Below are 23,377 nucleotides of genomic sequence, written 5' to 3' on the forward strand. Positions count from 1 at the left end.
CATATGTCCGGTTGTTCTCGGATCATCAAATAAGCGAACGAGGATTTGGGCTTTATAGAAATCACGTTCGTCGTGAATCCAGCAATCATCAGCACTAAATCCATCGCTAAGGTCTACCAATGCCGGTTTTAACCCATCCAGTCGTATTCCTTTCTCTTTATTAGCGCCAAATAATAAGGGTTTGCCCTGTTCCAGAAAAACGGCTTGTTCCGGTTTACTTGATTTTTCCGTAAAAATTTCAAAAGCGCCGTCATTAAAAATGTTGCAGTTCTGGTAAATTTCAAGAAAAGAAGCCCCCTTGTGTGCATGGCTGCGGATTAACATTTCCTGCAGGTGTTTGGGGTCACGATCCATACTGCGGGCTATAAAACTGGCATCTGCACCCATTGCCAGGGCCAATGGATTAAATGGATGGTCAATGGATCCAAAAGGCGTACTCTTGGTTATTTTCTGTTCTTCCGAAGTGGGCGAATACTGGCCCTTGGTTAAACCATAGATCTGGTTATTAAAGAGCAGGATATTAACATCAAAATTTCTGCGTAGCAGGTGAATGGTATGATTACCTCCGATACTCAACCCATCTCCATCGCCTGTTACAATCCAAATGCTCAGTTCAGGCCTGGTAGCTTTTAACCCACTGGCAATGGCAGTAGCTCTTCCATGAATAGAATGCATACCATAGGTATTCATATAGTAGGGAAACCGGCTACTGCACCCAATGCCGGATACTATTACAATATTTTCTCTTGGAACGCCCAGTCCGGGCATAATTTTCTGCACCTGTGCAAGGATGGAATAATCCCCGCAACCCGGGCACCAGCGAACTTCCTGGTCGGTAGCAAAATCTTTAGGTGTAAGGCTCAGCGCCGCTTCAATTGTACTCATATCCTCCGATAATCCGCAAAGTTAGGCTTTTCCTCCGATCACCGGTAGGTTGCTACCCTACCAATGACCGTTAATTCAGGGAAGCAGGTGCAACAGGAACAAGTAAGGTGCGTGTACGTGATGCACAAAAACATTGGTATCGCTGTCTTTCCAGATTGCCCGGTAGGCATCATCGGGCTGTAAAACAATAGTAGCGCCCGTACGCACGTAATGATTGGAATTATAATAGGCCGGCGCCTGGAATCCCTTCAGGTTTTTACCAACTATCTTGGAGGTATGTTTACCCAGGTATTTCTGGTAATTCCGCTGCGCCCTTATGCTTGGCTTACTTAGCCGGTTATAGACATATTTCAAAACCAGCTTATTGGGAAATTTCTGTTTGCGGATGGTCTTTTTTGCATTGGTAAACGGATTGGTTACATTAAAATCTGTAACCGTTTGAATGGATAACGGAACTTCCGGAACCCAGTCTGCGGCATTTACCACATTAAATGCCCAGCCTCCATAGGTTTTTGCTTCATAGTCATAGGCATAATACAGGTTACCGGGTTTAGGACCTGCACTGCAGTAGGTTTTAAACCGGATATCAGCCGGTAGCTTGCCCGATTCCTGCAAACTATATAAATAGGAAGTAAGTAAAAATGCAATTCCCCCTCCCTGGCTATGGCCCATGATCAGAACATTTTTTGTTCCCGTTTTATGCAAGGAATCGAGCCGGGGAAGAATGTCGCGGGCAAGATAACCCGTTGATAGCAGCCAGCCTACATGCACAGCGGCCTGCGGATGTGCCGCCAGCCGGTACTCAAAGCTATACCCATCTTCCAACTGCAGAGAACCCGTTGCAGGAACCATGGCGGCATACAAATTAGCCAGCCAGCTGGTCATATTTTGCGTGGTTCCACGAATACTGATTACGGCCTGCCCCTTGTCATCCGTCCAGAGATCCCACAGGTTCTGCAGGCCCATTTCAGGCGATTCATAGACCATCCGAAACCGGATCGGCGGGGGAAAGGTGTCCGCATATTGCCCCGCTTTCGTAGTTCGGACCGATACTTTTATCATTTCTTCATATTCCAGTTTATCGAATCCCGGTTGAAGCGATTGGGATTGCGAGGGTCCTGCAACCAGGACAAGCAGCAGCAGCAGAGTTGGTATTCGCATATTATTTAACTGTCACAGATTGAAAAATGGCCAGGTTAGCACCATCCTTCATAAGTATTAATTGATTATCGAGGATCTTCCATTGATTTATTTCCGCCAGTGCTTTGAGAAAAGCTGCCTCCAGTTCCATTTCCGGGCAAGCCATTTTAGTACTGGCCAGGGCACCAAATTTCATTCCCTGCTTATCCAAAAGCTCAAAGCTGCCGGAAAGCCGGTTGCAACCGGATTTTCCAGACACCCTGCCCACTTGTCCGGGAGAAAACAATAAAAAGAACTGCGGCCCCTTCACCACATCCAGGGCAGTTCCATTTAACTCTTTTAATTCCCACCTGAACATATACAGCACTTCACTACCCTGCCCTTCTGAACCGGCGCCTGCTGCTCCGCCGCCTGACACCGGGGGCGGCGCAATAGAAGAACCAGCTGCTTTACAATCAACTTTTCTGAGGCGGATGCCTGCTCCGAATTTCAGCTCAGCGCGATTGGAAAACTTCATTTTGCCTTCTTTTTCTTCACTGGCACCATAGCCTTCCAGCAGGAGGCTATCTGTTTTCAGAAATGCCAGTTGCCTGGAGGATAGCGCTCCTTCCGACTGGAATAAATAATCGAGCAACAGGGTATCTCCTAACCATTCGCCCTGCACGGTTCCTACATTCCTGTCTTTGCCTTTTATTGCGTAGATCAATTCACCCGAAACCTCCATACCTACCTGGTCTAGCTGCAGCTGAACACTGTCATTCATGTTTGCACTTTCAAAACAATACTGATTGTCAGCCAGCTGAATGCTGTCAACAAGGCTGGAGGCCGTTGATTTTTCTTCCTGCACACTGTTATTACAGGCAATCAGCAGCAGCACGCAGCCAAAGCCAAGGAAAAGATTTTTCATATACGTTGATTAATGAGGAAAGATAAGGAGTGATTTAAAATAGCAGTAGTAAAATGACTGAAAAACATACACCTATATATTCTCTGAAACTGAATAACAGAACTGGTGGAACCAGCCCTCCATGAACATATAACCGTTGACAATAATACAACTAATTGATACAGATAGTTTAGTTTAATTATGGTTATTTTTAGTTTCTGAACCGACTGCATGACAATGAACAAAGTGCCAACGATAAAGGAAATTGCCAAACAATTAAAAATTTCCGTTTCAACCGTTTCGAGGGCATTGCACGACCACCCCAGTATTGGCCTCCGAACGAAAACCCGGGTACAGGAACTGGCTAAGGAACTTGGTTATGAGCCCAACCAAACGGCTATTTTTTTCAAGCAGCGAAAAACCTTTACTATCGGTGTTATCCTGCCCTATTTAATTGAAGATTTTTTTGCCGGGGCCATCAGCGGAATTGAAGAAATTGCCATGCAGCATAAATACAATGTGTTAATCGGGCAATCACAGGATAATGTGGAAAGAGAAAAAGAAATCCTTACCGCTATGAAGAATCAGCGAGTGGATGGTATTATTGTTTCCCTTTCTAAACACACCAAGAACCTGGATCATTTTACCGCCCTGGAAAAATATGGGATACCGGTTGTTTTTTTTGATCGGGTACCTGCTTCCAACGATTATAACAAGGTAGCCTTTAACATGCCCCAGGGCACACATCAGGCAATTACTTACCTGATGGAAAAAGGACATAGAAGAATTGGTATCATAAATGGGCCGGAAGAAATGAAGTCTTCCAAGGAGCGCACAGATACCTATATGGAAGTCATGCAAAAAAAACGGCTGAAAATCGATCTCACCCTGGTTGCCTATTGCGATCTTACCCGTGAGGGAACTGCCGAGGCCATGGAAAGCCTGCTTAGTCTCAAACAGCCCCCTACCGCGGTTTTAGCGATCAACGACTATGTTGCACTTGATGCCATTCAATATTGTAAGTCTAAAAAGATAAAAAACAACAAAGACATTTTCTTTGTCAGTTATGCCAATTTGCCGATTACCAATTACCTGGAAAGTCCGCCTATGGCTTCGATCGAACAATACCCGAAAAAACAAGGAATGAAAGCTGCTGACATTCTGATGGAATTACTGGAGTCGCCGGAGGATCAGCGCCCCGCCCCACAAAACTGTCTTATAGACGGAGAGCTGGTAATACATGGCAGGTAATGACAGTTTGCCTGCATGCTGCCTTGCCTGCATTCCTAATAGCCAACCGCATAATCTTTACGGAACCCTTTGCCTGACCAGGCCTTTTTTGCCGTCCATTCTTCTGCCGGTGAAGTCCAGAACGCATGGTTGGCCGGAAGCCCCAATTGCAGAAACCCTAAAGAGGTGAGGTACATGCTGCCGGAATTGGAATAGGAATCTGCAATACCAGGCTGGTGGCCTGCAAAACCCAGCGTCAGGTAGCCCTGTTTGTTGAAATTTCCTTCTACAGAAAACATACGCGTCATAACGGCGGTTAACGCTGCCCTTGCCTGCCCCCTGGAGATGGTTTCTGGCAGCTGATCCAGCAGGGCAAGTTGGGATAATGGCTGGAAAGCCCCCAACCGGTAGGTAATGGATCTTCCAAAGGTTGGAAAACTGCCTTCCGGGGAAATCAGTCGTTCCAGGAATTCAGCATACCGTTGCATCCGCCGAAGCTCCAGCACATATTGCTCCTCCTGTTGTTTTCCCTGCGCTTTCATTACCGATAAAATATCCAACAGCATAGGGTGAATAACATAGCTATTGTAGTAATCAAAATGAAATACAGGACCATCCTTAAACCACCCATCTCCTGCATACCATTCCTCGTGTTTTCTAAGGGCAAGATCAATCCGAACAGGATCATACACTTCGCCTATCGATAACAAAAAGGCTTCGATTATTGCAGCAAATAACAGCCAGTTATTATAGGGTGATTTTACCCGGCGTAATGATTTGAAATGTTCAATATAACGCTGACGGGTAAGCGCATCAAGAGAATCCCAGGTCTGTTTTCTGGCTCGTAAAAAACTATGGGCAATAAATGCTGCATCCACCAATGGCTGTCCTTCCTTGTGCCAGGTAAGATAATCTTTGGAAGAAGGGTTAACGGCATGCGTATGTGCTTTAATTACATACGATAATAATTCGGTGCGAAGTTCCCCTTCGTCACTGTCTTCAGGAGGCAGTGCCAGCCAGGGAGCCAGTCCGGCTATTAATCGCCCGAATGCTTCCATATAGGCCACCGACTTATCCCGGCCATCCCAGGTCGGGCTGAACTCCACTTCCATGCTGGCTTTCAGCTGATCGCGACTCATGGGTTCAAGAACCGGTTTAGCCATTTTATAGAGTAGCTCGTACCAGCTCTTTCGTTCATCCAAAACCGGGGATTTTTGCCATTGCGCACCTGCATCGGCAGCTTTTGGCAACAGCCAGCCCAGTCCAAACAGCGATGCTGTCTGTAAAAATTTTCTTCTAGCTGTCATATTCCGGCATTTAATACCCCTTCTCCCTTCTTCCTCCCCCTACTTCAACTCCACCTCAATCACCTCATCCGCCTTATCAAATGAAAGTCCGTCTGTATTAATTAGCAATCCTTCCGCCTGTTGTTTGAACTTAAGGGGTTGACGATTTACGAACAGCTGCACCTGTTTCACTTTATCTTTAAACCCGGGTAATAAGATCATGTTTCCAAAAGGCTGCTTAAACAGGTGCAGGTAGATTTTTTTACCTTTTTGAGTACTTACACCCCAGGGCTGTGGAGGAACCGGACCACCACGGGTTCCATAAATAGTTTCTCCATACGCTTCCAGCCATTTTCCGGCTGCGGCCAAGGTATCCGTGAACTCAGGTTGTATCTGGCCATTGGGCATCGGGCCCACATTCAATAACAAATTGGCATTTCTGCCCGCAGCGCCCACCAATAACTGTATAACCTGGTTTACCGTTTTATAATTTCTGTCGGTGATATTATATCCCCAGGCACCATTGATGGTTTCACAGGTTTCCAACGGCACTTCATCGGATGCTTTCTGGTAGCTTAACCCGGATTTGTTTTCACCGGGCAGATCGCGCTCAAACATTTGAAAATCCTCGCCGGGAAGCGGGCTGAGGTGATGATTATTTCCAATCATGCATTGCGGCTGAAGAGAATGGATCAGGTTATAAATTTCATCGTATTTCCAGTCGATCCTCGACGAGCGGTCGTGTTCGCCTTCGGGGTTTGTCTGGTCCCAATGACCATCAAACCAAATTGACATAATCTCTCCGTAATTAGTGAGCAATTCTGTCAGCTGATTCTTCATGAACTGCAGGTAAGAAGCATAATCGCCCTTGCCTTTCCTGCCGGTACCCTGGCCGGTTCTACCCGTTTCATGCGGGTAGTCTTCGCGGTACCAATCGAGGGTGGAATAATACAGGCCGAGTTTCATGCCTTCCTTTTTACAGGCTGCCGCCAGTTCTTTCAGTACATCCCGCTTAAACGGCGTATTGGTTATTTTCCAATCGGAAAATTTCGTATCCCAGTTAGAAAAGCTATCGTGGTGCCGGGTTATGAATACAATATATTTCATACCGGCATTTTTTGCTGTTAATACCCATTTCTCCGCATCAAACTGGGCGGGATAAAATCCCGACAGCAAACGCTGGTAATCAGCCTTGCGGATATTCCTGTTGTTCATCACCCATTCTCCATCACCCAATGTACTGGATAAACCCCAGTGGATAAACATCCCGTACTTACTATCCTGGAAGGTCTTTCTTGCTTCCAGGTTGGCTGCAGAAGGTGTATAGTTTTGCGCCAACAGAGAGGCTGACAGGAACAAACCGGCAACCAGGCCGGTTATTTTTTTGGTTGAAAATGGAATCATGCTCGCATCGTTTAATCCGATGAAATTAGTCTTTAAATTGCCGATATGCGCGGGTCATTCTTATTGCATTTTACCTCTTTCTTCCCCTTCTTTCACTAACTCCTCCCAATATTCTGCGGCTTTTCTGGTATGCGGAATCACGATGGTACCCCCTACAATATTGGCCACTGCAAATACCTCATAGAGTTGCTCCGTTGTCAGGCCCAGTTCAAAATTTTTACCAAGATGGTATTTGATGCAATCATCGCAGCGCAGTACCATGCTGGCAACCAGCCCCAGCATTTCCTTGGTTTTCTGGTCCAGCGCACCCGCTTCATACGTATTGGTATCCAGGTTCCACAACCGCTTCATCACCAGGTTGTTTTTGCTTAATATCACTTCGTTCATACGGGTGCGGTATGCATTAAATTCAGTTACTAATGGACTCATACAATTTCTTTAATTTGGCAAATGTAGCAACAGTTAGCTGTCGGCTATATTAACAGAATTCTCATGAACTATACCCCCTATTTAAAGGGAATGGGTTGGTTGCTTACGTTGATCGTACATACCACCCAGGCTCAAACAGCTTCTTCCCAACCAGTGCTTGTTTCGGATATGCTAAAAATACATCAATCCGGTGCAGTGCAGGTAAGCAAAGACGGTACTACCGCTTATTTCACCCGCACCTCTATTGAAGTAGAAGATTCTCTAAACTGGGAGTACCAATATCGTACACAGGTTTGGTCGGTTGCTACCGATGGCAGATCGGCACCCCGGCAACTCAGTTTCTCCAGAGAAGGGGCCTCTCAACCAGTTTTAAGCCCAGACAACCGGTTCCTTGTTTTTGTACGCCCCGTCGATTCCAGGCCGCAACTCTTCCTACTGCCACTGCAGGGAGGCGAGGCCATGCAACTGACCCGATCGCCCTATGGCGCTTCCTCGCCTTCCTGGAGCCCAGACGGACAAAAAATCGCCTACATAGCATCCATCCCCCTGCAGAAATTTTTAGCGGACAGCAGTCTGAACAGCACCAGAACAAGGCCATCCTGGTCGCTGGAAAAGCCTGGCATGCCCCTGAATCAGCCACCGCTTGCCGGTCGGGTACAACCAAATCCGGATGGCACCCTCGAAGAAGCACGGGCCTGGCTTTCCCGAAATGAGCAGGATAAAAAAGCCAAAGTAATTAACCGGCTTCAGTTTCAGGGAGAAGCCACCACCAGTGGAGAGCTGTTCTTTAACCAGGTTTTTCTGATAGATGCCAGCGCAGGAGCAACCCCGGTGCAGCTTACCCAGGATTTCAACAACTACACCAGCGTTCAGTTTACCTCCCCCACGCAACTCTTACTGGAAGGCATTCTGGACCTGCCAGTTCACCCAGACAGGAACCTGGCAAGAGCCCTTTATTCTATACAGAGCAATGGCGCCAACCTGAAATTATTACTCGGTAAGCCTTCGTATGCTTATACCGGCGCCAGGGTTTCCGCTAATGGAAAATGGATCGCCCTGCAACATGGAAAAACCGGCACTGTTTCAATTCCAGAATTAGCCCTTTTTCCGATCAACGGAACCGAAAAAGATCTGGTAGCCATTCCCTTTGACCGGTCAAAAGCAGAACTGAGGTGGAAAGGAGATGACCAGTTGTTTGCCACCGTTGCAGCTAATGGCGGTATTCAGCTATTGGTGTACGATGTAAAAACGAAAAAAACGCAGCTTATCGGCAAGCGGGAAGAGGGATTTGGGGCGGTAGGAATTGGTGCCAATAAGCTTGTTTATACAAAAACTGCCGTCTCCAACCCCAATGAACTCTATGCCGCTTCGCTTACTGGAGGCAATGAATTGCAACTCACCCGCTTTAACCAGGAATGGATAGCCACAAGATCTATTGTTCAACCGGTTAAAGACAGCTTTATAAATGAAGCCGGGCAAGCAATTGAATACTGGGTTATGCCTCCCGCGCGTAGGGAAGCTGGCAAAAAATACCCGCTCTTGCTGCAGATCCATGGCGGCCCTTCGGCTATGTGGGGACCAGGAGAAGCATCCATGTGGCATGAATTCCAGTATTGGTGCAGTAAAGGCTATGGTGTGGTATACGCAAACCCGCGTGGTTCGGGCGGCTATGGTTATGATTTTCTGCGTTCGAATATTAATAACTGGGGAAAAGGCCCTTCTTCAGATGTGCTTACGGCACTCGAAAAAGTTGCCCGTGAAAACTGGGTAGATACCAGCCGGTTATTTATAAGCGGAGGTTCCTACGCGGGTTACCTGGTTGCCTTTATACTTGCGCATGATCAGCGTTTTAAAGCAGCCTGCAGCCAGCGGGGAGTATATGACCTGCGGACCTTTTTCGGGGAGGGAAATGCCTGGCAACTGGTGCCCGGTTATTTTGGCGGTTACCCCTGGCAACCGGAGGTATTGCAAATACTGGAGCGTGAATCACCTATCAGTTATGTCGACAAGATCAAAACGCCTTATCTCATTTTTCATGGCGAAAATGACCTTCGTACAGGTGTTATTCAAAGCGAGCAACTGTATAAAAGCCTCAAAGTGCTGGAAAGACCGGTAGAATATGTAAGGCACCCGGGCGCCACCCACGAAATTACCCGCTCGGGTAATAACCGGCAGCGCATGGATCAGCTATTGCGTACCTGGGAATTTTTTGAACGCTTTCGTTAAAAATCATTAATCTCGAAGGAAATGGCCGGATCCGGCCCTGCTTTCCGAAAAAAATAAAGGATATTGAGCGAGATTGAAGCTGAACGTTTATGAAACTATTGAATTACCGCACACTGCTTGTTGTAATAATAACCGTACTTAATAGCTGGGGAGTAAATGCACAGATAATTGATTCCGCACTGTTAAAACTGGATGCCGAATACCCGCAGGAAAAGATTTATGTACAATACGACAAGGGGGCTTATACGCCCGGGGAAACCATTTGGCTGAAAGCATATATTATGGTGGGGTCTACCATTACCACCATTAGTAATAACCTCTACACAGAACTTATTGATGGCAGCGGTAAAGTGCTGGACAGAAGAATCAGCCCGATTGCTATCGGCGGTGCAGCCGCCGCCCTTTACCTGCCGGAAACACTGAAAGATTCTACCGTTTTCATCCGGGCATACACCCGCTGGATGCTTAATTTTGATTCGGCATTTTTATACACCAAAGCTATTCCGATATTACAGCCCGCCAATAAAAACACCGGTACAGGTAAACCCGCGGCCGCTACTTATTACCTCGATTTTTTTCCTGAAGGAGGTGACCTGATCCAGGGTGTTTCTACCAGGCTGGCGTTCAAAGCAAACGATCAAAAGGGCTTACCCATACCGGTTACCGGAGATATTCTCAATTCAAAAGGAACAAAAGTTGCCAGTTTTTCTTCCGTACACCAGGGAATGGGGCTGGTTGAATTAACCCCTGTTGCAGGAGAAACCTATAAAGCCAGCTGGAAAGATCCTTCCGGCAAAATGCAACAGAAAAATCTTCCGGCAGCAAAAGCAAAAGGAGTAGCATTAGCGGTGCAAAATACCCTGGCAGGTATACAGTACAATGTTAAACGGAAAGAGGGCGAAGCAGTTCCCTATGAAACAGTTCAGGTAGTTGCCCAAACCCAACAACAAATGATTTACCGGGCAAAAGTAAACCTGACAAAGTCGGCAGAAGTTAAAGCGATGATTCCCATCGAGCACGTACCCGCCGGTATTGTACAGGTAACGCTTTTTACCGAGGATAATAAACCGATTGCAGAACGCATCGTTTTCGTAAACCGGCAGGATTATTATTTTATCACCGATCTGAATGTGCCGTTGAAAGGCATGAAAAAGCGAGATCGGAATGTAATCCAGGTAGACGTGCCGGATGAAATTCAATGTAACCTGTCCATATCCGTAACAGATGCCGATATCAATCCGGTGCAAAAAGGGGAAGAAGATATTTACTCAGGACTATTGCTGAGCCCGGATATTAAAGGTTATATCCACCAACCAGGGTATTATTTTTCCAGCGAAGCAGACTCTGTTGCGCAACACCTTGATCTGGTAATGATGACCAATGGATGGCGTCGCTTTAAATGGGAAGATATTCTTGCCGGAAAATTCCCGGAGATCAGGAACAAACCGGAAGATTATATAACGGCCAATGGTAAAATAACCGGCCTTACCAAAAGCGAACTGGTTAACCAGGAGTTAACAGGCATCCTTACGCTTAAAGGTGGTGGACAACAATTCATTACCATCCCGGTTGCTTCTGACGGTACCTTTGGGATCAGTGGAATGGTTTTTTACGATACCGCCAAACTGTATTACCAGTTTAATAATGATAAGAATAAACTGATTACCACCAAGGCATTGATAGATGTTAAAACAGCCTTTCTGCCCGGGGCCATACCGTTCTCTGCTGCCAATAAACCAATTCCGGTTTTTACCAAACTGGATCCTGCTGCTTTACAAAAATCGCTGATGCTGGGTGAAAAGAACCTGGCGGCAGCTGAAGCAGCACGCAAGGTTAAAACACTGGAAACAGTTACCGTAACCGCGAAAGTTAAATCGAAGGCAGAAAAAATGAATGAAGAGTATACCTCCGGCTTATTCCGCGGACAAAATGATTACACATTTATAACGGAAGATGATATTTCTGCCAATGGTGCAATGACTGTGCTGAACTACCTGCAAGGGAAAGTAGCCGGCTTGCAGATTACCGGGATGGGCACGAATATATCCATGAACTGGAGAGGCGGAACACCCAGTTTATTCCTAAATGAAATGATTAGTGATATATCTATGGTGCAGAATATTCCGATGACGGATGTGGCCATGGTTAAAGTATTCCGCCCACCTTTTTTAGGAGCGCCAGGGGGAGGTAGTGCTGGAGCTATTGCCGTTTACACTAAAAAAGGAGCAGCGGCCAATGAAAATATTAAAGGCCTGAATTTTGCCAATATTCCGGGTTATGTTCCGCAAAAGGAATTTTATTCGCCCGATTATATGCGCTATGAGCAAAGGCATGACCAGGAAGATATACGATCCACCTTATTCTGGAACCCGTTTATTATAACTGATAAGGATAACCGAAGAATATTATTTACCGTATATAATAACGACAGTGCTAAACGCTGGAGAATTATTGTAGAAGGTGTAAATGCGGAAGGAAAACTCACCCGCATGGAACGCATTGTAGAATAGAAAAACCGGTCAGGGTTGCTGACCGGTTTCCTTTGTTTACAGAAAGTAAACAAACAATCAGTTACCAGCGGCTACCGCTGTTGCTGTTGCTGAAAGAACGGCGGTTACCACCACCACCATTGCCAGAACGCTCTTCACGAGGTTTTGCAACAGTTACGCGGATAGCGCGACCTTCTACCATTCCACCATCCAGTTCAGCGATTGCTTTCTGGGCAGCTTCGTCATCAGACATTTCAACAAAACCGAATCCCCGGCTTTTGTTGGTGAATTTGTCCATGATAACACGGGCAGAAGTTACTTCGCCATACTCAGCGAAAAATTCTCTCAGGTCTTCGTCTTCAACGTTGAAGCTTAAATTTGAAACGTAAATGTTCATGTAATAAAAAAATGATAAATAAAAAATGAGCGATACGATACGGGCGGGAGAAATCAGATAGCAGAATTTGCGTAGCAGAATAACTCGATCCTGTCCGGGATCAATAACTCAATAACGCCGCAAAGTTAGTCTAAATAACTATTACCACCAAATGAATACTGTTATCCTGCTTTTCTTGCCAGTAAGCCACTGATCAAAACCAGTACTGCTGCAGTTAAAAAAGGTGCCCCGGGAAAATAGACCGGTGCCCCTGGTTTTGTGAAATAGGCAAAAAGGGTGGTCATCAGGGGCGGACCTACGATGGACGTAGCGCTCATCAAACTGGTTAATCCGCCCTGGAGTTCGCCCTGTTCATTGGGAGGAACAACGGAGGAAATAATTCCCTGTATAGCGGGCATAGTAATACCTCCCAAACAATACACTGCCGTAAAAGCAAACATCATCCAGGAGGCGGAGGCAAAGGCAAAAAGCAAAAAACCAAGGCTGTACAGAAACAAACCGGTATAAACGCTTTTCTGGTAACCCAGCTTGGGTATAACGATCCGGATCAACCCGCCCTGCACCAGGGCTACCATCAGGCCAACCAGCCCCAATGAATAGCCAATCATCTGTTCAGACCAGCCAAATTTTTCAATATTGTAGTAGGTCCAGGTTGTTTGCACCGCATGTGCTGCTATATAAATTAATACAAAAGAAATCACCAGTCCGGATACTTCCGGGTATTTCCTTAGCTGTTTAAAAGAACCCAGCGGGTTGGCCCTTCGCCAGTTAAAGGGTCGGCGATGTTCAGGATCGAGCGATTCGGGCAACACAAAATACCCATACAGGGCATTGAGCAAGCTTAAGCCGGCTGCAGCAAGAAACGGAATTTTGGCCCCGTATTCTCCTAAAACCCCTCCTACAACCGGACCAATGATAAAGCCAAGCCCAAAAGCAGCCCCGATCATACCAAAATTTTGCGCCCTGTTCTCCGGTGTACTGATATCAGCAATATAGGCCGATGCGGTGGTAATACTGGCTCCGAATAACCCGGCAATAATCCTACCCACAAATAACCAGCCAATGGTAGGGGCAAATGCCATAAATATATAATCAATGCCAAAGCCAAGAAGTGATAACAAAAGCACCGGCCTTCGGCCAAAACGATCGCTCAGGTTGCCTAACACAGGAGCACAAACGAATTGCGTAATGGCATAGGCAAATCCAAGCCATCCGCCGTAACTGGCAGCCTGGCTCACATTTCCATTTATCAGATGGGAGATAAGTTTGGGTATAACCGGAATAATAATTCCTAAACCCGTTACGTCTATTAATAGGGTGATGAAAATGAATCCCAGTGCCGCTTTCCCGTTTTTTAGCATAGAACGATTAAAGACTGCAAATTACATACGGAATCGATTGCGCAGCATTTATTCTGTTGAACATCGTATTTTAATGACCTGAAAGCAGTAGCATGAACCAACCCAACACCAACAAAAACCAGACCTACGCACTGGCAATTATTGCCGTCCTGTTTTTTATCTTCGGCTTTATCACCTGGCTGAACAGCACGCTGATCCCTTTTCTGAAACTTGCCTGTGAGCTGGAATCTGATATGCAGGCCTTTTTTGTAACCACCGCTTTTTATATGGCCTATTTTTTCCTGGCTATACCATCGGCCTGGATGCTGAAAAAAACCGGTTATAAAAATGGGATGGCACTTGGCCTGGCCGTAATGGCTGTTGGTTCCCTGATTTTTATTCCTGCTGCCAATGCCCGCAGTTTTCCGCTTTTCTTAAGCGGACTCTTTATACAGGGAGCCGGTTTAGCCCTCCTGCAAACCGCCTCAAACCCCTATGCCAGCATATTAGGACCTATTGAAAGTGCCGCCAAACGGATCAGTATCCTGGGCGTTTGTAATAAAATTGCCGGAATACTGAGTCCTATAATACTGGGTGCCATTGTGCTGAAAAATGCCCAGGCTATTGAAGAACAGGTAATTGCAGCAACAGACCCGGCTATTAAAGCCCAGTTGCTGACCGAACTTACGGGCCGTATTGTTCCTCCCTATATTATTATCGCCATCTGCCTCTTTATACTGGCTTTTCTTACCTACCGGTCCGGCCTACCGGAAATTGAAGAACCTAAAGAAGAGCTAACCGGCAGCAATAAAACCCGCTCTTCTGCTTTTGCCTACCCGCACCTGATGTTAGGAGTGCTTTGCCTGTTCCTCTATGTTGGTGTGGAAGTACTTGCCGGTGATGCCATTGGCACCTACGGAAAGTCAATGGGTATGAGCCTTGATGAAACGAAATATTTCACATCCTATACCCTCTTTGCCATGCTGCTTGGTTATATTATCGGCATTTTTACCATTCCGAAATACATTGCCCAGCAGGATGCCCTTCGTTATTCGGCCATCTTAGGCCTGCTGCTAACCATCGGTATCTATTTCTCGGATGGGTATACCGCCATTTTTCTGATTGCAGCATTGGGCCTGGCGAATGCGCTGATGTGGCCGGCCATTTTTCCGCTTGCCATTGACGGAATAGGCAAGTACACGCAAATTGGATCAGCCTTTCTTATTATGGGTATTGCAGGTGGCGCCATTTTACCCCCTTTGTATGGCTGGTTAAAAGATTCAGGCGGCTTATCTAATCAACTGGCATTTTTTCTGTGTTCAGCGCCTGCATATCTCTATATTCTCTACTACGCAGCCAAAGGATACAAAGCTGGTAAACAGCTTGCATAGCTTTCCCTACCGAACTGACAGAATGCTGACCAATCTTACCTCATTGGTACGTACCTTTGCGGCCTATCCAACCAACTGCAATGGACAACCAAACCTTTGATTTCGGCATGGTCGGCCTCGGTGTAATGGGCCGTAACCTGCTGTTGAATGTGGCCGATCATGGATTTAAAGCAATCGGCTTTGATAAAGACCTCCAAAAAACGGCTGATTTTGAAGCAGCTGCCAGTGCCGGTACCACCGTTAAAGGTGTAAATACCCTGGAAGAAATGGTTGCCCGGCTGACTACCCCGCGCAGGATCATGCTGCTGGTGCCCGCCGGTAAACCGGTAGACGATGTAATTGAAAGCCTCTTACCCCTGATCAGTGAAGGTGATATTATTATAGATGGCGGCAATACTTATTATACCGATACGCTTCGCCGGTATGAATACCTGCGGCCAAAAGGCATTCACTTTATTGGTATCGGTGTTTCAGGCGGAGAGGAAGGTGCCCGTTTTGGCCCGTCTATGATGCCGGGAGGCGATGAAGCGGCCTGGCAACAGCTGAAACCCATTCTCAGTTCCATTGCTGCCAAAGTAAACGGCGAGCCTTGTGTAGATTATATGGGCAAAGGTGCCGCAGGCCATTTCGTGAAAATGGTGCACAACGGAATAGAGTATGCCATTATGCAGCTCATTTGTGAAATATATGAACTGCTTCATAGAGGGGGTAACTTTTCGAATGAAGAATTACACGCACTTTTTTCAGAGTGGAATGAAGGCGAACTAAAGTCTTACCTGATTGAAATCACCGCTGCAATTTTCCGCCAAACCGACCCCGAAACCGGTAATTACCTGGTAGATGCTATCCTTGATAAAGCAGGTTCAAAAGGAACCGGAAAATGGACTTCACAAATAGCGATGGATATGGGCGTAGCCATCCCTACCATTGATATGGCTGTAACCATGCGAACTATATCCGCATTGAAAACCGATCGGGTACAGGCGGAAAAATTACACCGCGAGCTATTGGCCCGCCAAGCCAATGCAGCACCGGCCCATAATTTGTCGATCGATAAAAAAGAACTGGCAGAAGATTGCCGGAAAGCGCTGTTTGCCGCCATTATTCTATCCTATGTTCAGGGAATGTCTATGTTGCACACCGCATCCCGCGATCTGGAAATGGATATCCCTCTGCACAATGCAGTTAAAGTATGGCGGGGTGGCTGTATCATCCGCTCTACACTGCTGGGCACCTTCTATGATGCGTACCAGCGAAACCCTTCTATAAGTAATCTTCTGCTCGATGAGCCTATTGCTGCATTGGTTAGCCGGCAACTGGCGGCACTCCGTAAAACGGTAAGCCTTGCGGCCCTGAATGGATTTGCCGCCGGCGGCCTCATGTCTGCCCTCAGCTATTATGATGCCTTCACTACCGGACGTTTGCCTTTGAACCTGCTTCAGGCACAACGAGATTATTTTGGAGCACATACCTACGAGCGGATCGACCGGGAAGGGAAATTTCATACTCAATGGACCTGATCATTGCCAATTAATTCAAACAAAAAAAATGTCTGTTACACATAAAAGACCTGCCGCCTCGCTCATTTTTATCTTTGGAGGCAGCGGCGATTTGAATCACCGGAAATTATCGCCAGCGCTGTACAATCTTTTCATCGATGAATGGATGCCGGAAAAATTTGATATCGTGGGTATCGGTCGCCGGCCCTACGATAATGAATCTTACAGAACCCATCTTTTTAACGGCATTCAGCAGTTCAGCCGACGCAAGGACGACCAGGGCGGCAAATGGCAGGTTTTTGCCAATCAGGTAACCTACCTCCAGATGGATGCTGAAAAAGAAGAAGAATACCAGAAAATTGCAGAAATAGTAAAGGAAAAAGAAGCCGAATACGGTGAACATCCTAATGTAATTTTTTACCTCGCTGTAGCACCGCAACTGGTACCGGGTATTGTTGGCAAACTGGGCCCCCTGAACATTTGCGCCGATACAAAATGCACCCGGGTGGTAGTGGAAAAACCATTTGGCCACGACCTGGCCAGCGCCCTGGAACTGAATAAATTACTGGCCGGCATGTTTGATGAAAAACAGATATACCGGATTGATCATTACCTCGGCAAGGAAACAGTGCAGAATATCCTGGCCCTGCGCTTTGCCAATGCCCTCTTTGAACCTATCTGGAACCGGAATTACATCGATCATATCCAGATAACAGCGTCCGAAACCGTAGGAGTAGAAGGCAGAGGCGATTTTTATGAAAGTTCGGGTGCCCTGCGCGATATGGTACAAAATCATATCCTGCAATTATTGTGTATGGTGGCAATGGAAGCACCCGTTAGTTTTGATGCAGATGAAATCAGGAACAAAAAGGTGGATGTATTACACGCCCTGCGGAAAATTTCCAAAGAAGACGTTCATAAAATGGCCGTACGTGGTCAATACAGCGATGGCTGGATGAAAGGCCAACAGGTAACCGGCTACCGGCAGGAAAAAAATGTAGCAGCTGACTCACCCGTTGAAACCTTCGCCGCCGTTAAATTTTATATTGATAACTGGCGCTGGCAGGATGTGCCTTTTTATGTACGTACCGGTAAACGTATGGCCGATAAAGAAACTATTGTAACCGTTCAGTTTAAAGCAGCCCCTAATTATGCGTTTCCACCGGAGTCTGCCGACACCTGGCGGGCCAACCGCCTCACCATCAGCATTGCTCCGGAAATGGATATCCGCCTGCGGTTCCAGGCCAAACGCCCCGGACAAGACCTGACGCTTAGCCCGGTTGATATGATTTTCAGCTATCAGGATGCGTATGAAGAGCATGAGCCCGAAGCTTATGAAACCCTCCTGCTTGACGTAATGGAAGGAAATGCCACCCTTTTTATGCGGGAAGATCAGGTAGCTGCCGCCTGGAAAGTGATAATGCCGATCCTCGAAACCTGGCAGCAACGAGCACCCGTAGATTTTCCCAATTACGGACCCGGTTCCTGGGGGCCGGAAGATTCGGAAGCACTGATTGCCCGTGATGGCCGCAACTGGGCCTCCCTACCCGACCCACACAAAGACCACTAATCTCTTTACCACCGGTCGGACAACACCCGACCGGTGAAAAAAAATTATATGGATATCCAGGTTTTCCCCGATGCTGAAACCGTAGCGCAGAAAGCTGCGGCCTTTATCGTAAAAAAGGCGCAGGAGGTATTAAAAAAACAGTCTCGGTTTACGATCTGCCTCTCTGGAGGCTCTACCCCTAAACGCTTACACCAGTTGCTGGCCGAAGCCCCGCTTCAGCAGCAGGTCGACTGGTCGAAAGTACATGTATTCTGGGGAGATGAGCGGTATGTTCCCCTGGAAGATGACCGAAACAATGCCCGCATGGCATACGATACCCTGCTCAATAAAGTGCCTATTCCTGAAGAGCAAATCCATATTATGCGCACAGATTACGATAGCCCCGCCGAAGCGGCCAGCGAATACGCAAAATTATTACATCAATATTTTGATCACCAGCCCCATAGCTTTGACCTGCTGATCCTTGGTATGGGCGACGATGCGCATACGCTTTCCCTTTTTCCCCATACCGAAGTAATACAGGAAAACCGGAGATGGTGTATTTCTTTTTTCCTGGAAGCCCAGGATATGTTCAGAGTTACCATTACCCGGCCGGTAGCCAACCAATCGGCCTGTATATTATTCCTTACTACCGGCGCCGGCAAAGCTAAAGCGCTGCAGAATGTTTGGGAAGGACCCCAGGATTTTAGCGAATATCCTGCCCAATCTGTTAAATCTACCACCGGTGATACAATCTGGATGGTAGATGAGGCGGCTGCCGCTTTATTAAATCAGGCATAGCCCCTCTCCCTCCCCCCTGCAGAAAATACGCAAGACCCCGAAGATCTACGGATTTTTTCGGGTACTTCTCCTATTCATCGAAGAAATCAGCCTGCTGATCGAATATAAGTGCATACCCTTAGGACAATTAAACTAAGTGTTTACCTTTGTATGGTGATCGGTAGAAACCCTAGGCCCGATCTACAAAGAAACCTTATCTACCCAATACCAGAATCGATCCTCTACCTACAAAAAGCCGATTAATCAGTTAATCGTACCAGAATGAAAACAAACTTCTTCAAGAGCATTGCTATGCTCTGCCTGACCATCGTTTGCGCCTTCAGCAGCCAGGCGCAGCTGAACAGTGGATCGATTCCCACTAACAGATCTGCTCAACTTTTAGCACAACGCTTCCAGGGTTTACATGTAAGTGAAGGTGAATTCGATGTTATTTTCGGCACACCTGATTTAAACGGAAGAAATAACAGTTCGGATTATGAAATAGACAATGAGGCAGAAATCCGCTTCACCATTACCTATAATCCCAACGGTGACGAGTTCACCAACCAAACAGAAACGTATAGAGGCAATCGCCGGGAAGAACGTGAAACAGGCCGGATCGGTAATCTCCGCAATTTCGTGGGAAACAGTAAACGGTCGAACCTCGCCAATATGAACTACCTCCAGATCGACATGGGAAATGGAAACCCTCCCGGACAAAGAGGCCAGATTATCATAGATCAGCTGGTTTTAAACGGGCAAAGCATTCGGGAAACATATACACTTAACCCCCGCGATAATCGTTCCGTTTATCTTTTAGATGCTAATCTTGCAGCTGGCTATACCCTCAGCGGCCGGGTAAGAATGGTAGGTACTTTTCATAATAACAGCCGTCCGAATAATTTCATACAGTTTACAACCGGTTATTATTATGATTTCACTACCCTTCCGCTTGAGTTTACAAGCATCAAAGGATTTGCTGAAAACAGTCAGAACCGGATCACTTTTACCACTGCCGACAATCATGAAGGAAAAACATTTTTTATTGAACGGTCAGCCGATGGTAAACAATATGAATCAATTGGACAGGTGGCCGTGGTAGCAGGGCGTACCGGACAATATACCTTTATTGACAAACAACCCCTCAGCAACGGATTTTACAGGGTGCGTGGGGTAAATATACTGGACCGCATGGTTTATTCGGATGTTATCCGCATTAACCAAAGTCTCAGCACCATGCGTGTTATTAACCAGGTCGGCAGAACTGAACTGGTTTTCTCTGAATCAGCAGAAAGATCAGTTAGTGTATACACATTCTCAGGTCAGCTGGTAAAAAAATTGAATTTCAACAGCAATCGCCACAGCTTCGATCACCAAGGCCTGCAAAAAGGCATGTATGTGATGCAGGTAAACGGCGAAGCCATTAAACTAATGGTGCTTTAAAAATACTGCACGGTTCGATTAATTTGGAAGGTGCAGAGGATCCTTCTGGTAGAGTTCCTGGTCTGTCCGTTTTCTAACAAGTGCAGCCAGGAATTTTTTTTATGCTTACTCAGCCAGCCTGAACACTGTCATACACCACTACTTTTTCCCAAAGCATGCTACATTCTTCGATAAATTTAAGATGAATGGGATCGGTCTGGTAGGTATCCTGATCGGCGGCATTTTTAAAAACCAGTAACCAGGAAACTTTATACGACCGCTCAATTACTTCACGGTTCGTATTTGCAGGTACGCCTATATGTGATAAATGAATGGTTTTGGCTTTGGATAATTTCCGCAATCCGGCAATCAGTTTTTGTTGGTCTTCCTGACTATCAGGATTCTTCAGCCAAAAAAATACATGGTGAATAAAGGTATTATCCAGTTTGTTTTCTTCTGCAGCAATAGGCGCTGCACCTAAACCTAATCCACCCATAATGGTTGCTTTTCCGGTTGTGGTAATAAAGTCTCTACGAGATTTTGTATCCATACTACTCCTGCTTTTTCCCCCTGAAACTACGATTTTTTTGCCGGCTGATCCACAGGATCAATACAATACCCGTCATTCCAGCCAAAAGCAATAGATACACCAGCTTATTATGCATTGGGGGTTGGGGCGTTTCTGTAATTCGCAGGAATTGATTAGATGATACAGCCGTCAATACCTGCTTGTTTCCGCCCGTCCAGTACACAATCAGCGAATCAACCTTGCTAGCCGTGCCTAATCCAAAATGAGCCCATAAAGAATTTTGTGAAATATGGCTGGAGCCACCCCCATCAATTTCGCGTATCTGATGGATTTTTCCCAGCACAATTTCTACCCTTGATCCTATTCCGTTCAATTCGGCCGCTTTACCCTGCAGCGCCACTGCCAGCCAGTTTCCGGGTTCAGCATCATTCCGGTAAAGGTGTGATTGAGAGTTAACCGGGTAATCCGGGCAAACAGACTGCTGGTTCACAACAAAAATATCCAGGTCACCATCTTTATCATAATCAAACACTACCGATCCCCTGCCGATTCCATAATCCTGCAAGCCTACTGCTCTTGCTGTTTCCACAAACCCGGCACCGGTATTTTCAAAATAATAATCCCCGATCGGATTACAATTCGGATTAAGATCTCCATTCGATACATACAAATCAAGATCACCATCCAGATCAAAATCTGCAAAGTTGGCCCCCCAACTAATGCCAGAATAACTACAACCCAATTCACGGGTGCGGTTTACAAAAAACTGCCCTTTCCCTTCATTAACCATGAATGCATTAAAGCGAATATTGGTTATATAATAATCCAGCCAGCCATCGTTATTAAAGTCGCCCACTGCACTACCCATTGCATTGATCTTAAGGTCCATACCCGTTTTTTTTCCAACATCCTGGAAAAAATTCCTGGGATAGTTGTTCTCGTATAAAAGATTGGGGGTGCGCTTATACCCGAAATCGTGACTAATATATAGATCCTGATCCCGGTCATTATCAAAATCAGTAAAGAGTCCGCCGAACCCAAAACCCGCCAGATTTAATCCATAGCCGGCACTTACTTCCCGGAATTTTTTCCCCTTTTCATTCAGGTAGAGATACCCTTTTGCAATTTGGTTGGCACCAACTACCGTAGCGTCTGTCACTTTACTGAGTGTGCCTTCAAACTGGTTGAAATAATTACCGATATAAAGATCGGGCCAGCCATCCGCATTAATATCCCCAAAACTGGCTCCGGTGCTAAAGGAAAAATGCTGGTCGAGTCCGTATTCCTGTGTAGCCTGCCGGAAACTTCCATCCCCTTTATTCAGAAACAATAGATTGACAGCTCTTGGTATTTGGGGAGGATTTGCTTTGGTGGTGATGGTAGTAATAACAAGGTCTGGCCAGCCATCGCGATTGATGTCGGCACTTGCAACCCCTTGTGTAATATAATTTCGCGTATCCAATAAACCGGCAGCTGTTAAACACTCGGCAAAAGTTCCGTTGCCATTGTTTCTGTACAGCTGATCCGAGTTTTTTCCACCCGTTATATAGAGGTCTTCCCAACCGTCTTTATTAAAATCAAGTACAGCAGCTCCTCCTCCAAACATGCCTTCATAGACCTGAAAACTGTGTTGGATGCCCGCCTGGCCGGAAACTTCCGTAAACATAATTTGTGCGGTCAGCCCGGTATAAAGAAAGCCGGACAATAATACAGGCAGCAGTTTGACATACATATAGCAGTTGCTTAAGGTGACAGTTTTCTCCAGGTAAGGGCATTGACATTGGTACCGATTTCCCTGCCTTTTTCCAATCCCTTTTCATTATCCATCGGAATGTGAATACCTCCGTAAAAGCGCGACTGGGCGGTTTCTTCGGCGGCTTTCCAAAAGGAAGAAAAAGAGCGGGCTTTAAAGGCAACATTTCTTAGCTCATCCGGTGCCCGGCCCACATGTGAACTATCAGTGAACGAAAAATTTTCGCCATAGAGATCTGTCAAAACCGTAGCAGCTGCGGCTGCCTGCATGGCGTGGCCGGATGGAAAGGCCGGAAAAGGAGGATCGGGCCAGAACGATTCCCAATCAGCGTCTATATGCGCAGGAATAAATGTATTAGCTCTTTCTGTATAATACAGGAATTTCCATTTCCAGCAGTTGCGAAAAGCATCTGAAACAGCTATTCCAATCCGCGCATAGGTTTCAGCACATTTAATCAGGTCCGGCTTTTCTTTCCTAATAGCAATGGTTCCAATTGTATAGGAATGGCCGGGCGGCGTAAAGCTCAGTTCCGGATCATCGCCCCACCACAGAGCCGCTTCTTTTTCTGCTTCCGTAAGTTGTTTCCGCTTTTCATATACCTGCCTGAATTGTTCATAATACACAGAGCCGGGACTAGTATCATAAACAGGCGGCAGCGGTGCTGCCAGCTGTGAATCACGTACCAGGAAGGTTCTGTTTTTGCCCCAGTGGGGGTGAAGCGGAAAATGACTGAAAGACTGGG

At 46.4% G+C, this 23,377-nt stretch carries 19 protein-coding genes; 8 read left to right on the plus strand and 11 right to left on the minus strand.

Features of this window, described 5'->3' with window-relative positions:
- From A1D16_RS01715 to A1D16_RS01725, 3 genes are all read right to left on the minus strand, one after another.
- The coding region (locus A1D16_RS01715) for a 2-oxoacid:ferredoxin oxidoreductase subunit beta (RefSeq protein WP_290707142.1) at positions 1-885 on the minus strand (885 nt) is incomplete at its 3' end.
- A 75-nt stretch (positions 886-960) separates the two neighbouring features.
- Positions 961-2,046, minus strand: a complete 1,086-nt coding sequence (locus A1D16_RS01720) for a lipase family protein (RefSeq protein ID WP_290707144.1) — start codon at positions 2,044-2,046, stop codon at positions 961-963.
- 1 nt (position 2,047) lies between these two features.
- On the minus strand, positions 2,048-2,932 hold the full coding sequence (locus tag A1D16_RS01725) for an META domain-containing protein (protein WP_290707146.1): 885 nt from the start codon (positions 2,930-2,932) through the stop codon (positions 2,048-2,050).
- 210 nt (positions 2,933-3,142) lie between these two features.
- Here A1D16_RS01725 and A1D16_RS01730 point away from each other — a divergent pair, with 210 nt between their 5' ends.
- The gene (locus A1D16_RS01730) at positions 3,143-4,162 is read left to right on the plus strand and encodes a LacI family DNA-binding transcriptional regulator (protein ID WP_290707148.1); all 1,020 of its coding nucleotides are present in this window, start codon (positions 3,143-3,145) and stop codon (positions 4,160-4,162) included.
- Between the two features lie 35 nt (positions 4,163-4,197).
- Here A1D16_RS01730 and A1D16_RS01735 read toward each other — a convergent pair whose 3' ends face one another.
- From A1D16_RS01735 to A1D16_RS01745, 3 genes are read right to left on the minus strand one after another with little or no spacing between them, the layout of a single operon-like run.
- Positions 4,198-5,448: a DUF2264 domain-containing protein gene (locus tag A1D16_RS01735; RefSeq protein ID WP_290707150.1), complete on the minus strand. Its 1,251-nt coding sequence runs from the start codon at positions 5,446-5,448 to the stop codon at positions 4,198-4,200.
- 39 nt (positions 5,449-5,487) lie between these two features.
- Positions 5,488-6,831: an alpha-L-fucosidase gene (locus A1D16_RS01740; protein WP_290707152.1), complete on the minus strand. Its 1,344-nt coding sequence runs from the start codon at positions 6,829-6,831 to the stop codon at positions 5,488-5,490.
- A gap of 60 nt (positions 6,832-6,891) precedes the next feature.
- On the minus strand, positions 6,892-7,260 hold the full coding sequence (locus A1D16_RS01745) for a carboxymuconolactone decarboxylase family protein (RefSeq protein WP_290707154.1): 369 nt from the start codon (positions 7,258-7,260) through the stop codon (positions 6,892-6,894).
- Between the two features lie 63 nt (positions 7,261-7,323).
- Between A1D16_RS01745 and A1D16_RS01750 the strand changes: the two genes are divergently transcribed.
- Both A1D16_RS01750 and A1D16_RS01755 read left to right on the plus strand, forming a co-directional pair.
- Complete coding sequence (locus tag A1D16_RS01750) at positions 7,324-9,486, plus strand: S9 family peptidase (RefSeq protein WP_290707156.1); 2,163 nt, start codon at positions 7,324-7,326, stop codon at positions 9,484-9,486.
- Between the two features lie 89 nt (positions 9,487-9,575).
- A complete protein-coding gene (locus tag A1D16_RS01755) occupies positions 9,576-11,996 on the plus strand; it encodes a hypothetical protein (RefSeq protein ID WP_290707158.1) in 2,421 nt (806 codons plus the stop codon).
- Positions 11,997-12,057: 61 nt separating this feature from the next.
- Here the strand turns inward: A1D16_RS01755 and A1D16_RS01760 are convergent, their stop codons facing one another.
- Positions 12,058-12,372, minus strand: coding sequence for an RNA-binding protein (locus A1D16_RS01760; RefSeq protein WP_290707160.1), 315 nt, complete (start codon positions 12,370-12,372; stop codon positions 12,058-12,060).
- Between the two features lie 161 nt (positions 12,373-12,533).
- On the minus strand, positions 12,534-13,733 hold the full coding sequence (locus tag A1D16_RS01765) for a TCR/Tet family MFS transporter (RefSeq protein WP_290707162.1): 1,200 nt from the start codon (positions 13,731-13,733) through the stop codon (positions 12,534-12,536).
- 92 nt (positions 13,734-13,825) lie between these two features.
- Here A1D16_RS01765 and A1D16_RS01770 point away from each other — a divergent pair, with 92 nt between their 5' ends.
- The 5 genes from A1D16_RS01770 (at position 13,826) to A1D16_RS01790 (ending at position 20,374) form a co-directional block, all read left to right on the plus strand.
- The gene (locus tag A1D16_RS01770) at positions 13,826-15,103 is read left to right on the plus strand and encodes a sugar MFS transporter (RefSeq protein ID WP_290707164.1); all 1,278 of its coding nucleotides are present in this window, start codon (positions 13,826-13,828) and stop codon (positions 15,101-15,103) included.
- Between the two features lie 80 nt (positions 15,104-15,183).
- Positions 15,184-16,623 carry an NADP-dependent phosphogluconate dehydrogenase gene (gene gndA, locus A1D16_RS01775; protein ID WP_290707166.1) on the plus strand — a complete coding sequence of 480 codons (1,440 nt, stop codon included), beginning with the start codon at positions 15,184-15,186 and terminating at the stop codon, positions 16,621-16,623.
- Positions 16,624-16,651: 28 nt separating this feature from the next.
- The gene (gene zwf / locus A1D16_RS01780; RefSeq protein ID WP_290707168.1) at positions 16,652-18,172 is read left to right on the plus strand and encodes a glucose-6-phosphate dehydrogenase; all 1,521 of its coding nucleotides are present in this window, start codon (positions 16,652-16,654) and stop codon (positions 18,170-18,172) included.
- A 48-nt stretch (positions 18,173-18,220) separates the two neighbouring features.
- Positions 18,221-18,952, plus strand: coding sequence for a 6-phosphogluconolactonase (gene pgl / locus A1D16_RS01785; RefSeq protein WP_290707170.1), 732 nt, complete (start codon positions 18,221-18,223; stop codon positions 18,950-18,952).
- 261 nt (positions 18,953-19,213) lie between these two features.
- Positions 19,214-20,374, plus strand: coding sequence for a T9SS type A sorting domain-containing protein (locus tag A1D16_RS01790; protein WP_290707172.1), 1,161 nt, complete (start codon positions 19,214-19,216; stop codon positions 20,372-20,374).
- A gap of 109 nt (positions 20,375-20,483) precedes the next feature.
- Here the strand turns inward: A1D16_RS01790 and A1D16_RS01795 are convergent, their stop codons facing one another.
- From A1D16_RS01795 to A1D16_RS01805, 3 genes are all read right to left on the minus strand, one after another.
- Positions 20,484-20,903 (minus strand): Dabb family protein, encoded by a 420-nt coding sequence (locus A1D16_RS01795; RefSeq protein ID WP_290707174.1) that lies wholly within the window; start codon positions 20,901-20,903, stop codon positions 20,484-20,486.
- 1 nt (position 20,904) lies between these two features.
- Positions 20,905-22,614 carry a CRTAC1 family protein gene (locus tag A1D16_RS01800; RefSeq protein WP_290707184.1) on the minus strand — a complete coding sequence of 570 codons (1,710 nt, stop codon included), beginning with the start codon at positions 22,612-22,614 and terminating at the stop codon, positions 20,905-20,907.
- Positions 22,615-22,625: 11 nt separating this feature from the next.
- Positions 22,626-23,377 (minus strand): vanadium-dependent haloperoxidase (locus A1D16_RS01805; RefSeq protein ID WP_290707186.1); only part of this gene is annotated, 752 nt, incomplete at its 5' end.

Origin of the sequence: Flavihumibacter sp. CACIAM 22H1, from assembly GCF_001601815.1 — a bacterium.
Classification (GTDB): domain Bacteria; phylum Bacteroidota; class Bacteroidia; order Chitinophagales; family Chitinophagaceae; genus Flavihumibacter.